The sequence below is a fragment of the Tessaracoccus sp. SD287 genome (assembly GCF_017355265.1).
Taxonomy (GTDB): domain Bacteria; phylum Actinomycetota; class Actinomycetes; order Propionibacteriales; family Propionibacteriaceae; genus Aestuariimicrobium.
Genome location: NZ_JADIJQ010000003.1, coordinates 1 through 12628, shown reverse-complemented (window position 1 = coordinate 12628; position 12628 = coordinate 1). Strand labels below are relative to the sequence as shown.

Genomic DNA, 12628 nt, shown 5'->3' with positions numbered 1-12628 from the left:
GACCAGCGTAACTGGCCCAGTGAACTCGCATGCAACTGCCCCTGTGGTGGGCCAGAATCTCGCGGCAGCATGGACGACGACCATCCCCGCACCACGATTGTGAGAACCATGACCACTGCGACCTCGACCGCCGCCGCCGCCACCACAGCGCCTCCCACCGTGGAGCGCACTGTCGTCAATCGAGGCCTGGCTCAGATGCTGAAGGGTGGGGTGATCATGGACGTCGTCACCGCCGAGCAGGCCAGGATCGCCGAGGACGCGGGTGCCGTCGCCGTGATGGCGCTGGAGCGGGTCCCCGCGGACATCAGGGCCCAGGGTGGGGTGGCCCGGATGAGCGACCCCGACCTGATCGACGCCATCATCCAGGCGGTGTCGGTGCCCGTGATGGCCAAGGCCCGAATCGGTCACTTCGTCGAGGCCCAGGTGTTGCAGGCGTTGGGCGTCGACTACATCGACGAGTCCGAAGTCCTGTCCCCGGCCGACTACGTCAACCACATCGACAAGACGAAGTTCGAGGTGCCGTTCGTGTGCGGGGCGACCAATCTCGGTGAGGCACTGCGACGCATCACCGAAGGCGCCTCCATGATCCGCTCCAAGGGCGAGGCGGGCACCGGGGACGTCTCCGAGGCCACCAAGCACCTGCGCACCATCCAGGGCGAGATCCGTGCCCTGGCCTCCCGCGACGAGGACGAACTCTTCGTGGCGGCCAAACAACTGCAGGCGCCCTATGACCTGGTCCGACAGGTCGCCCGCGAGGGTCGGCTGCCCGTGGTGACCTTCGTCGCCGGCGGCATCGCCACCCCGGCCGACGCCGCCATGATGATGCAGCTGGGCGCAGACGGCGTGTTCGTCGGTTCCGGGATCTTCACGTCGGGCCAGCCGGCCAAGCGCGCTGCGGCCATCGTCCGCGCGACCACCCACTACAACGACCCCGACGTGGTCGCCGACGTCTCCCGCGGTCTGGGCGAAGCCATGGTCGGCATCAGCGTCGCCGACCTCCCAGCCCCCCACCGACTCTCCGAGCGCGGCTGGTGACCACGATCGGGGTGGTCGCGCTGCAGGGTGCGGTCGGCGAGCACGTGCGGATGCTCGCCGGACTCGGCGCGGTCGTCCGCGAGATCCGCACCCCGTCGGCCCTGGACGGCCTCGACGGCCTGGTCCTTCCCGGCGGTGAGAGCACCGCGATGGCCCGCGCCGGGGCCACGACCGGCCTGTTCGAGGAGGTCCGGGCGCGTCGGGAGTCCGGCCTGCCCCTCTTCGGCACCTGCGCCGGCCTGGTCCTGCTCGCCGACCGGGTGCAGGGCGGGCAGGCGTTGGGGGACCACGCCACCGTCGGTGGCCTTGACCTCACCGCACGGCGCAATGCTTTCGGCGGCCAACGGGCCTCCTCGACCGCACCCCTGCAGGTGTCCGCCTTTCCGTGCCGGGCGTTTCCCGGCATCTTCATCCGGGCACCGCAGGTGGTGCAGGTCGGCGCCGCGGTCGACGTATTGGCCCGCTCCGGGACGGACGGGGACCCCGTGGCCGTGCGCCAGGGCCAGCTGCTGGCCACCTCGTTCCATCCCGAGTTGAGCGGCGACGACCGGTTCCACCGACTGTTCCTGCAGATCTGCGGCGCCGCCAGCTGACTGCGCGGGTGCTCCGGCGCCGCGTCCCGGATCACATCTCCAGGCGGCCGCCCATCACGACCGAACGCTCGGGTGGCAGGTGGAAGACGGCCGTGCGGTCGGCTGCGTGGCGCGCCATCCACAGGAAGATGGTGCGGCGCCACCGGGGCAGGGTGGGCACGTCGCGCCTGGTCAGCCGCAGCGACGAGATGAAGTAGTAGGCCTGGTCCGGGTCGAGTTCCATGCCCTCGAGCTGCTTGGCCCGGGCCCAGTCGAGGGCGCGTGGGACGTGCTGGCTGTCGTTGAACCCGACGTGGTAGTTGATGTGGATGATGCCGTCGTCCTGGTAGCCCAGGTCGTCGACCTCGGCACGGTCGACGTGCCGGATGTGGGGGACGTTCTCGTTGGCGATGGTGACGATCGCGATGTTCTCGTGCAGCACGTGGTTGAACTCGACGTTCTGGCGCAGGGCCAGCGGGGTGGTCTCCTTGTTCGGGTGGGGATAGACCGCCAACCCGGGAACCCTGGGGATGTTGCTCTCGCGCACCATGTCGATGAACTCCGACAGGCTGCCCTCGATCTCGTCACGACGCCCGTGGACCGTGGCAGAGCCGGCGCGCCAGGTCAGCATGAGCAGCACCACCACGCCGGCGATGAGCAACGGCAGCCAGCCGCCGTGCAGGATTTTGGCCAGGTTCGCCGCGAAGAAGACGAGCTCGACGCCCAGCAGCAGCACGACCCCGACGACGATCTTCCAGATGGCGACCCGCCAGACGAAGCGGGCAAGCGTCAGGAAGATCGACATCTCCAGCAGCAGGGTCCCGGTGACGGCCAGCCCGTAGGCGCTGGCCAGCGCCTCGGAACTGCGGAACACCGCGATCAACACTGCCACCCCGAGGAACAGGATCCAGTTGATCGAGGAGATGTAGATCTGCCCGCCCTCCTCCTTGGAGGTGTGCCTCACGTTGAGACGCGGCAACAGCCCGGCGCGCGCTGCCTGACGCGACACCGAGAAGGCCCCCGAGATCACCGCCTGCGAGGCGATGACGGTGGCCAGGGTCGACAGGATGATGAGCGGCACCCGGGACCACTGCGGAGCCATCAGGAAGAAGGGGCTGGCCACGGCCGCGGGGTTGCGCAGGATCTCGGCGCCCTGGCCCAGGTAGTTGATGGTCAGGGCAGGGAAGACCAGGGCGAACCAGGCCAGCCTGATGGCCTTCGATCCGAAGTGGCCCATGTCGGCATACATGGCTTCCACACCGGTGACCGTCAGCACCACGGCGCCGGCGGCGATGAAGGCGATTCCGGGATGGGTGAAGCCGAATGCCAGCGCGTGGTGCGGCGAGATGGCGCCCAGGATCTCCGGATTCTTCACGATGTGCGGAATGCCCAGCGCCGCCAGGGTGACGAACCACAGGGCCATGATGGGGCCGAAGAACCTGCCCACCCGGCCGGTGCCGAACCGCTGGGCCGAGAACAGGCACGCCAGGACCACCAGTGCCAGCGGCAGCACCAGACGCTCGAAGCGCTCGTCCACGATGGACAGGCCCTCGATCGCCGACATCACCGAAATTGCCGGGGTGATCACGGAGTCACCGTAGAACAGGCCCGCGCCCACGATGGCCATCACCAGGGTGACCCCGATCAGGCGGGGCCTGTGCGAGAGGTGCCGGCGCAGCAGCGCGACCAGGGACAGGATGCCGCCCTCGCCCTCATTGTCGGCCCGCATCATCAGCGCCGCATAGCCGTAGGACACGACGATGGTGATGGCCCAGAACACCATCGAGATGACGCCGAAGACGTCCTCGCGGGTGGGCTGGACGGCATTGTGCTCGGCGCTGAACACCGTCCGCAGCGAGTAGAGGGGGCTCGTCCCAATGTCACCGAACACCACACCCAGTGCCGCGACGGTCAAGGCCCCGAGGGCGCCGCCTCCCTTGGCCAACATCTCGGCCGGCCGCGGTGGTGTCAGTGCGTCCGCCTGCGTCGGGGTGAGGGGATCCGCATCCGTGGTGCTGGACTGTGGTTCCGGCTGGATGGTCATGACGACTCCCTGGTGCAGCATGGACCGGCGGAACCGGCCCCGTCGATGGTCCTCCTCGACGAGACGATTTGCAACACGCACCTCGCCACCCGGAAAAGAGATCTTGTGAATCTATTCACAAACAGGTTCCATGGGCTGCCCATGGGGCCTACCGTCAGGGGAAAGGGATGCCGCCAACGCACACATCCTTGACCCGACATCCACTGAGGATGCGGAGGATCGTGGCTCCCGGGCAGGAGATTTCGATGTCCACTCCCATTGACCAACTCGTCGGCAGAGCCGAACAGGCCCTGACGAACTACGCGTCCTTCACCCAGGAACAGGTCGACCACATCGTCCGCAACGCCTCGGTGGCTGCACTGCACCACCACGGAACCCTCGCCCTCATGGCCGTGGAGGAGACCGGCCGCGGGTTGTTCGAGGACAAGGCCGTCAAGAACATGTTCGCCTGCGAACACGTCACCAACTCGATCATCAACCAGAAGACAGTCGGCGTCATCTCCCACGATGAACTCACGGGCATCACCGAGATCGCTGACCCGGTCGGGGTGGTCTGCGCCTTGACGCCGGTCACCAATCCCACCTCGACGACCATCTTCAAGGCATTGCTGGCCCTGAAGACGCGCAACCCGATCATCTTCGGGTTCCATCCGTCGGCCCAGCGCTGTTCGGCCGAGGCTGCGCGCATCGTCCGCGACGCGGCCATCGCAGCCGGGGCGCCGGAGCACTGCGTCCAGTGGATCGACAATCCGTCCACGCAGGCCTCCGGCGAGTTGATGAACCACCCAGGAGTGGCACTCATTCTCGCCACCGGCGGCAACGCCATGGTGCGTGCCGCCTACTCCTGTGGCAAGCCGGCCCTGGGTGTGGGCGCGGGCAACGTACCGGCCTTCATCGAGCGCACCGCCGACGTGGGACGCGCCGTCAACGACATCGTCTTGTCGAAGTCCTTCGACATGGGCATGGTGTGCGCCTCCGAACAGGCCGTCATCCTGGACGCACCGATCGCCGAGGCAGCACTCCAGGAGTTTCAGCGGCTGCACGCCTTCCGGACCACCCCCGACCAGAAGCGCATGCTCGAGGAGTTCCTGTTCGGCGTCTCGGCCCACAGCGCCAGCTGCGCCGAGGCCAAGCTCAACTCGGCCGCAGTCGGCAAGTCAGCGGTGTGGATCGCTGAGCAGGCAGGCTTCTCGGTTCCCGAGGACACCTCGATCCTGCTGGCCGACGTCGCTGGCGTCGGGCCCCACGAACCGCTCACCCGCGAAAAGCTGACCCCCGTGTTGGCCGTGCTGCGAGCAGATTCCCCGGACCACGGAATCGAACTGTCCCGTCAGATGGTCGAGTTCGACGGCCTGGGACATTCCGGTGCCATCCATTCCAACGACCAGGCGGTCATCACCGCCTTCGGTCTGGCGGTCAGGGCGGTGCGCATCATCGAGAACTCGCCCTCAGCACTCGGGGGCATCGGTGACGTCTACACCGCCTTCATGCCCTCACTGACCCTGGCCTGCGGAACCTATGGCCACAACTCGGTCTCCAACAACGTCTCGGCGGTGAATCTCGTGAACGTCAAGCGCAGCGGTCGACGCAACAACAACCTGCAGTGGTTCAAGGTGCCGGCCAAGACCTACTTCGAGGCCAACGCCCTGCGCTACCTGCAGGACATGCGCGGCGTCCAGCGGGTGACCATCGTCACCGACCAGACGATGACCGATCTTGGCTACGTCGACCGGGTCACCGATGTCCTGAGCCGCCGGGCGAACCGGGTGCAGGTGCAGGTGCTCGACCAGGTGCGTCCCGAGCCCAAGCTCTCGGAGGTGAAGGCCGGTGCCCAGGCCATGAGGGAGTTCAGACCGGACACCATCATTGCCCTGGGCGGTGGTTCCCCGATGGATGCCGCCAAGGTGATGTGGCTGCTCTACGAGAACCCCGACACCCAGTTCTCGGACATGCGCGAGAAGTTCTTCGACGTCCGCAAGCGGGCCTTCAAGTTCCCCGAACTCGGCAAGCTCGCCCAGCTGGTCTGCATCCCGACCACCTCTGGCACGGGATCGGAGATGACGCCCTTCGCGGTGATCACCGACGACCAGACAGGCATGAAGTACCCATTGGCGGACTACGCACTGACCCCGTCGGTGGCGATCGTCGACCCCGTGCTCACCCGGGCGCTGCCCGGCTTCCTGGTTGCCGACGCCGGCTTCGACGCGCTGACCCACGCCACCGAGGCCTACCTGTCGGTGTACGCGAACGACTACACCGACGGACTGTGCCTGCACGCCATCAAGCTGATCTTCGAGAACATCGAACGCAGCGCGCTGACCCAGCCCCACAGCACCAATCCCGACGACCTGCGGGCACGGGAGAAGATGCACAATGCGGCCTCCATCGCGGGGATGGCCTTCGGCAACGCCTTCCTGGGCATCGTCCACGCGATGGCCCACGTCACCGGTGCCACGTTCCACCTGCCGCACGGGCGCACCAATGCGGTCTACCTTCCCCACGTGATCCGCTACAACGGTCGAGTACCGAGCAAACTCTCGGGCTGGCCCAAGTACGAGCGCTACGTCGCCCCGCAGCGATACCAGGAAATTGCTGCCCATCTGGGCCTGCCGGCCTCGACACCGGACGAGGGCGTCGAGAGTTATGCCAGGGCGGTGGAAGGCCTCCGTGACCGGGTGGGCATCGAGGCCTCCTTCCAGGCCCAGGGCGTTGACGAGGGGTCCTTCGTGTCCAGCTTGCAGGAACTGGCCATGGCCGCCTACGAGGACCAGTGCGCACCGGCGAACCCCAGGATGCCGATGCTTGCTGACATGAGGACGTTGATGGAGGCCGCCTACTACGGATCGAGCTTCGACCAGGTGCGCTCACGCCCGGTGCCGGTGGAGGAGGTGCCGGAGTCGGTGGGGGCAGACGCCTGAGGCCGCCACTGGGCCCGTCGGCGGGCCGCCGGTCCGTCGCACAGCGCGTCCTAGTTGCTGCCAGCGCCCTCAACGGCAGCATAGGCTCGCGTCATGGACACCCAGCGCCCCATCGGATTCTGGCTCAAGCTCGTGGACATGCTCATCACCGAGCAGTTCGCCCGCTCCCTGGAGGAGCACGGTGTCACCCGGCTGCAATGGCAACTCCTCAACGTGCTGGACGGGACCACCGCGACCGGCGAGGAACTGCTCAGCATGCTGGCGCCCTTCGTGGCTGAGCATGCGGGCCAGGACGAACCCAGCGACCCGCAGGAGCACCTGAGCGAGCTGGTCGAGTCCGGCTGGGTGGAGATCGTCGAGGAGCACTACCAGCTCACCGAACGCGGCACCACGAGCCTGGTCACCTTGGCCGGTGTGGTCGACAAGGTGCGGACGCAGGCTGCCGAGGGCATCACGCCCGAGGAGTACCAGGCCGCCATCCACACGCTGGAGCGGATGGCCACCAACCTGGGCTGGACGGGCGCCGAGTGACCCTCATCGCTTGAGGCCACGCGCCGGTGCGTCCACGCACCCATCCCAGTCCACCAGCTGCCACCTGCCCCGGACGAGCACACACACCCCAGATCACAACGGCTGCCCCTGCTTCGAAGCAGGGGCAGCCGTCATTACTGCGGGCAACTGGGCGGGCGCAAGGGCCGCGTTGCTGCGGTCAGCCGGTCAGTGCGCCGCGTGGGTGTTGGTCTGCGGCAACACCGTGTCGGGCTGCCCGTCGATCGGGTCACCGCCGGGGTACTGGTCGCCGACCCGGGTGCGGTAGTCCTGCTCGATCTGCTGGCCCACCTGCTGGTCGATGTGGCGCCAGTAGGTGAACACGTTCGACAGCACCGGCTCCTCGACACCACCCAGCAGCGAACCCACGACGGTCTCGATCAGGCGCTGGCGCTGCTCCTCGGTGTAGACCTCGCGGACCAGGGTGTGGGCCTGGCCGAAGTCGTCGTCCTCGGCGTGCAGGGAGTAGGCGCTGCGCACCAGGGCACCGTCGGACTCCCAGCCGTTGGCGGCCGGACCCTGTTCGGACTGGTAGGACCGGCCGTAGGAGTGGGGGGAGTAGACCGGGGCGTTGCCGCTGTGGCGGTACTCCATGCTGCCCTCCTTGCCGTAGTCGTTGACCGGGGTGATGGGCTGGTTCACCGGCAGCTGGTTGTAGTTGGTCCCGATGCGGTGGCGCTGGGCGTCCGGGTAGCTGAAGACGCGGCCGAGCAGCATCTTGTCGGGGGACAGTCCGGTGCCGGGCACGGTGTTCGACGGGCTGAAGGCGGCCTGCTCGATCTGCGCGAAGTGGTTGGTGGGGTTCTCGTTCAGGGTGAACTCACCGACCTCGATCAGCGGGTAGTCCTTGTGCGACCAGGTCTTGGTCAGGTCGAACGGGTTGAACCGGTAGGTCTTCGCCTCGGCATAGGGCATCACCTGGACGCTGAACTTCCAGCTGGGGTGCTCGCCCCGCTCGATGGCCTCGAACAGGTCGCGACGGTGGAAGTCGGCGTCCTCGCCGGCGAGCTTGCCGGCCTCCTCGTTGGTGATGTTCTCGACGCCCTGGTTGGTGTGGAAGTGGTACTGGACCCAGAACTTCTCCCCGGCCTCGTTGACCCACATGTAGGTGTGCGAGGAGTAACCGTTCATGTGGCGCCAGGTGCGGGGCAGGCCACGGTCACCCATCAAGTAGGCGACCTGATGGGCGCTCTCGGGCGACAGGCTCCAGAAGTCCCACTGCATGTTGTTCGAGCGCAGACCGGTGTCGGGCATCCTCTTCTGCGAGTGGATGAAGTCGGGGAACTTCATCGGGTCGCGGACGAAGAACACGGGGGTGTTGTTGCCCACCATGTCGAAGTTGCCCTCTTCGGTGTAGAACTTCAGCGCGAAACCACGCACGTCACGCCAGGTGTCCGGCGAGCCCAGCTCACCGGCGACGGTGGAGAACCGGGCCAACATCCGCGTCCTGGCCCCGGGCTGAAGGAACTTGGCCTTGGTGTAGCGGCTGACGTCATGGGTGACGGTGAACTCCCCGAACGCACCCGAACCCTTGGCGTGGGGGGAACGCTCCGGGACGCGCTCGCGGTCGAAGCGGGCGAGCTTCTCGACCAGGGCCACGTCGTGCAGCAGCAGCGGCCCGTCCGTGCCGACGCTCAGCGAATGGGCGTCGGAGTCACGCGGGGCGCCCGACTCATGGGTGGACTTGTGGAACGTGGGATCAACCGACGTGGGATCAACGGTGGACATGCGTCATCGCCTCAATCTTCATCTGTGGTGCGTGTGTCTTGCTCAAGGGGTGGTGCTTCAGGGGGTGGTCGCCACCGACGCGCGCTGGCAGTCGGGGCACAGGCCGAGGTAGAGCACCTCGGCGATCTCGAGGTCGTAGCCGTGGTCGACCGACGGCTCCAGACAGGGCGCATGGCCCACCTGGCACGGGACGTCCTGCAACGACCCGCACGAACGACACACCATGTGGTGGTGGTTGTCCCGGGTCTGCAACTCGTAGCGCGCGCGACGTCCATCCGGGGACACCCGCCGGACCAGACCGGCATCGGTGAGTGCCGACAGGACGTCGTAGACAGCCTGCTTCGACACCGTCCCCAGTCGCTCCCGGACGGCTGCGGCGACTTGGTCGGCATCAGCGTGCGGAAGATCGTGGATCGTCTCGAGAGTGGCCAACCGAGGAGCAGTGACGCGCAGGCCGGAGGCCTTGAGCGCGGCAGTGAAGTCATCGGTGGGCATGCCCCCACCCTAGCCCTTAATTGGATTTGGTCCAAAAAACACTGTGATCCAGAAAAGCGAGGGTGTGGCCGATTGCCATAATGGGCGCATGCCGATTCCCTCCGCAGCCGAGATGAACCCCTCCGACGGTGGTCTGGCGGTCTTCGGACGCGTGACGCTGGGTGTGGTGGTCGCGCTCGCCCTGGGCGGCGCGATCTCGATGGCCATCCTGATGGTTCCCGGGTCAGCCAGCGACGTGCTGGGCGGGGCCGGCATCGGGGCCCTGATCGGCACCATGACCGGCGTCGTGGTCGCCCCGTCGACCGGGATCCTCGCCGCCCTGGCCCGTCACTGGGTGCGCGAGTCGCGGCGTCGGGCGTTGCTGGCGGGCGTCGGCGTGTGGCTCGTCTGGGTGGTGGTCGCGGCCCTGACCGTGGGCGTCGGCCTCAGGTTTCCGCTGAACCTGTGGGGCAACATCTGGCCGTTCCTGCCGGCCCTGGCCGTCGCGCTTGGTGCCGCGCTGCTGCTGGCGAACCGGGTCCACCACTCCGCAGACCCCCTCACGCCAGAAGAGGTCCGTGCCGAGGAACGGCGCCGACGCGAGGCGCTGCAGGCCACCCGTCGGGGCGGCAAGGGCAGGAAGAAGAGCGCTGGTCGTAGCTGAGTACTAGGCCAGGTGCTCGTCCAGGAACTGGCGGATGTCCGCGAGTTCCTCGGCGATCACCTGGTGGGTCATCGGGTAGTGGCGCACCGTCGCGTCCAGATGGGTCTCGGCCCATTCGACGAACTGCGCCGAACGATCGGCGGTGATCACCGTGTCGAAGTCGCCAACGGCAACAAAGGCCGGCAGGTTCGTCCGGGGTGCGTCCTCCAGGGTCTTCGGCAGCAGTCCCGACAGCGCGACCACGCACTGCAACCGCTCGGGAATCATGCTGGCCACCTTCAGCGTGATGGCCGCACCCTGGGAGAAGCCCAGCAGCCCAATTCGGGTGAAGCGCGTGCCGAGGGAGTCCAGCCACTCGACCACGGCCTCGCCCGCAGCGTCGATCTGCTCACCACGATGCAGCGGGGGACCCTCGGGTTGCGGCTCGATGTCGAACCACGCCCGTCCGCCGTACGGGGTGACCAGGGGTGCCCGCAGCGAGGCAATGTTCAACTCGGCCGGCAGGTGCGGCACCAGCCCGAAGAGGTCGCCCTCATGCGAGCCCAACCCATGCAGCAGAACCAGCAATGGCGCGTCCGGGTCCTCCGCGTGGTCCCACAGGACGGCATCGGCATCGAGTTGCATCTGGGTCTCCTTGGGCGACGCGGTGGCCTGCCCACCGACCCCACCATGGTGGCATGACCCGCTGACGGTGCGGCGCAAGGTGTGGACAGACGACACACCGTCGTGGCCCTTGCGAGAGACTGGCGCACATGGTTGCTCGCGTCCCGTCCCCCGTTCCACAGCCCCGGTTGCTGAACACGGAGACCCAGGAAGCCATGCTGTTCACCCCGGAGACCCCCCTGGTGCTGGCCAGCGGTGAGGAACTCGAAGAGGTCACCGTTGCCTATGAGACCTACGGCACCCTCAACGCCGATGCCGGCAATGCGATCTACATCTGCCACGCCCTGACCGGGGACGCCCATGCCGCCGGCACCAATGAGGCCGGTGTCACCGGTTGGTGGGACAACATGATCGGGCCGGGCAAGCCCATTGATACCGACCGCTGGTTCGTGGTCAGCAGCAATCTGCTCGGCGGCTGCACCGGCACCACCGGACCACGATCGGTCAACCCGGCCACCGGCGAACGCTATGGACTGGAGTTCCCGCTGCTGGACGTGGCCGACTTCGTCACCGTGCACCTGGCGCTCGGACGCTTCCTGGGCATCGAGCACTGGAGCGCGGTGATCGGCGGATCGCTGGGGGGTATGCAGGCGCTCGAATGGGCGTTGCGTCACCCCGAGACACTCGACCGCGCCGCCGTCATCGCGGCCTCGAGTCGGCTCACCGCCCAGAACATTGGCTTCTCGGCGGTCGGCCGCCAGGCCATCATGGGCGACCCAGATTTTGCCGAGGGTCGGTTCCCCGACGACCACGGCCCCGACCTGGGCCTGTCGACGGCCCGGATGATGGCCCACATCACCTACCTGTCCGAGGACGCCTTCGAGCAGAAGTTCGGACGCCAGGTGCAGTTCCCCGGTCAGGCCCGCGGTTTCGGAGTCGACTTCGCCGTGGAGAGCTACCTGGCCCACCAGGGCAACAAGTTCCTGACCCGGTTCGATGCGCTGAGCTACCTGTACCTGACCCGGGTCATGGACTACTTCGACCCCTTCGCCCGGCCCGATGCCCTCGATGCGGTGCTGCGCGACCCCGTCAGTTTCCTGGTCCTGAGCTTCGACTCCGACTGGCGGTTCTCGACCTCCCATTCGCGTCGCATCGTGCGGCGACTGGAGCACGGCGAACTGCCCGTCACCTTCCGCGAGATCACGTCGGTCTGGGGCCACGACTCGTTCCTGCTCGACGTGCCCCAGTACCACGACACCATGCGGGCGTGGCTGGAGCGCGCGACCCCTGCTCCAGGCCCGACGGCCACCAGCGCCACGGCCACCGGCGCAACCGCCGGGGCGGTGACCCGATGAGCCGGCCGCTGCTGCGGCCCGACCTGGGGTTGTTGGCGCACCTGGTCCCCAACGGTTCGCGGGTGCTCGATCTTGGCTGCGGCAACGGCGAGTTGCTGCGCCACCTGATCGACCACCACGGATGCCGCGGCACCGGCGTCGACAACGACAACGACGCCGTGTTGGAGGCCATCCGGGCCGGCGTCGACGTCATCGAGCTCGACCTGGACACCCAACTGGACGAGTTCGACGACGGTTCCTACGACGTCGTCGTCCTGTCGCGCACCCTGCAGGTCGTCCGCGAGCCCGAGGCCGTGCTGACCCAGATGGCGCGCATCGGCACCCGCCTGGTGTTGTCGATGCCGAACTTCGGTCTGTGGAAGCACCGGCTTCGACTGCTCGCCGGTCACATGCCACGCAGCCGCGACCTGCCCTACGAGTGGTACAACTCGCCCAACCTGCACCACTCGACACTGGTCGACCTGGAGGACTTCCTGACCAGTCACGGGCTGGTCATCGAGGAGCGGGTCCCGGTCTCCGAAAGCGGCGAGACCGGACGACTGGTGAACGTCTGGCCGAACATGTTGGCCGGTGCGGCCATCTACCGGCTGTCCCAGGACGGGTAGCGGGGGCGGACGCGCCTGAGGGTCGAGGCGCTGTGCGGCCGTCTGTCTGCTGTGAGCGGCGGGCCAGCTGCGGAGTTCAGT

At 67.4% G+C, this 12628-nt stretch carries 11 protein-coding genes; 7 read left to right on the top strand and 4 right to left on the bottom strand.

The window, feature by feature from the left end; translation table 11 throughout:
- Positions 1 to 108: 108 nt before the first annotated feature.
- Both pdxS and pdxT read left to right on the top strand, forming a co-directional pair.
- Positions 109 to 1035, top strand: a complete 927-nt coding sequence (pdxS, locus tag IPV09_RS01825) for a pyridoxal 5'-phosphate synthase lyase subunit PdxS (protein WP_207473270.1) — start codon at positions 109 to 111, stop codon at positions 1033 to 1035.
- Positions 1032 to 1628 carry a pyridoxal 5'-phosphate synthase glutaminase subunit PdxT gene (gene pdxT, locus IPV09_RS01820; RefSeq protein ID WP_207473268.1) on the top strand — a complete coding sequence of 199 codons (597 nt, stop codon included), beginning with the start codon at positions 1032 to 1034 and terminating at the stop codon, positions 1626 to 1628. The genes pdxS and pdxT overlap by 4 nt, the downstream gene beginning before the upstream one ends.
- Before the next feature lie 31 nt (positions 1629 to 1659).
- Here pdxT and IPV09_RS01815 read toward each other — a convergent pair whose 3' ends face one another.
- Positions 1660 to 3555, bottom strand: a complete 1896-nt coding sequence (locus IPV09_RS01815) for a KUP/HAK/KT family potassium transporter (protein ID WP_207473452.1) — start codon at positions 3553 to 3555, stop codon at positions 1660 to 1662.
- A 341-nt stretch (positions 3556 to 3896) separates the two neighbouring features.
- Here IPV09_RS01815 and adhE point away from each other — a divergent pair, with 341 nt between their 5' ends.
- Both adhE and IPV09_RS01805 read left to right on the top strand, forming a co-directional pair.
- Positions 3897 to 6569, top strand: coding sequence for a bifunctional acetaldehyde-CoA/alcohol dehydrogenase (gene adhE / locus IPV09_RS01810; RefSeq protein ID WP_242681106.1), 2673 nt, complete (start codon positions 3897 to 3899; stop codon positions 6567 to 6569).
- Positions 6570 to 6662: 93 nt separating this feature from the next.
- Positions 6663 to 7100, top strand: a complete 438-nt coding sequence (locus IPV09_RS01805) for a MarR family winged helix-turn-helix transcriptional regulator (RefSeq protein WP_207473265.1) — start codon at positions 6663 to 6665, stop codon at positions 7098 to 7100.
- A gap of 186 nt (positions 7101 to 7286) precedes the next feature.
- On the opposite strand, the gene IPV09_RS01800 is transcribed toward IPV09_RS01805, so the two are convergent.
- Together IPV09_RS01800 and IPV09_RS01795 are read right to left on the bottom strand one after the other, a co-directional pair.
- Positions 7287 to 8846, bottom strand: a complete 1560-nt coding sequence (locus IPV09_RS01800) for a catalase (RefSeq protein WP_207473263.1) — start codon at positions 8844 to 8846, stop codon at positions 7287 to 7289.
- A gap of 57 nt (positions 8847 to 8903) precedes the next feature.
- Positions 8904 to 9341, bottom strand: a complete 438-nt coding sequence (locus IPV09_RS01795; protein ID WP_207473261.1) for a Fur family transcriptional regulator — start codon at positions 9339 to 9341, stop codon at positions 8904 to 8906.
- An 88-nt stretch (positions 9342 to 9429) separates the two neighbouring features.
- Here IPV09_RS01795 and IPV09_RS01790 point away from each other — a divergent pair, with 88 nt between their 5' ends.
- Entirely contained in the window at positions 9430 to 9984 is a 555-nt protein-coding gene (locus IPV09_RS01790) for a hypothetical protein (RefSeq protein ID WP_207473260.1), read from the top strand.
- Between the two features lie 3 nt (positions 9985 to 9987).
- Here IPV09_RS01790 and IPV09_RS01785 read toward each other — a convergent pair whose 3' ends face one another.
- The gene (locus IPV09_RS01785) at positions 9988 to 10608 is read right to left on the bottom strand and encodes an alpha/beta hydrolase (protein ID WP_207473259.1); all 621 of its coding nucleotides are present in this window, start codon (positions 10606 to 10608) and stop codon (positions 9988 to 9990) included.
- A gap of 128 nt (positions 10609 to 10736) precedes the next feature.
- Here IPV09_RS01785 and IPV09_RS01780 point away from each other — a divergent pair, with 128 nt between their 5' ends.
- Both IPV09_RS01780 and metW read left to right on the top strand, forming a co-directional pair.
- Positions 10737 to 11942 carry a homoserine O-acetyltransferase gene (locus IPV09_RS01780; RefSeq protein ID WP_207473258.1) on the top strand — a complete coding sequence of 402 codons (1206 nt, stop codon included), beginning with the start codon at positions 10737 to 10739 and terminating at the stop codon, positions 11940 to 11942.
- A complete protein-coding gene (metW, locus tag IPV09_RS01775; RefSeq protein ID WP_207473257.1) occupies positions 11939 to 12547 on the top strand; it encodes a methionine biosynthesis protein MetW in 609 nt (202 codons plus the stop codon). The genes IPV09_RS01780 and metW overlap by 4 nt, the downstream gene beginning before the upstream one ends.
- Positions 12548 to 12628 lie beyond the last annotated feature (81 nt).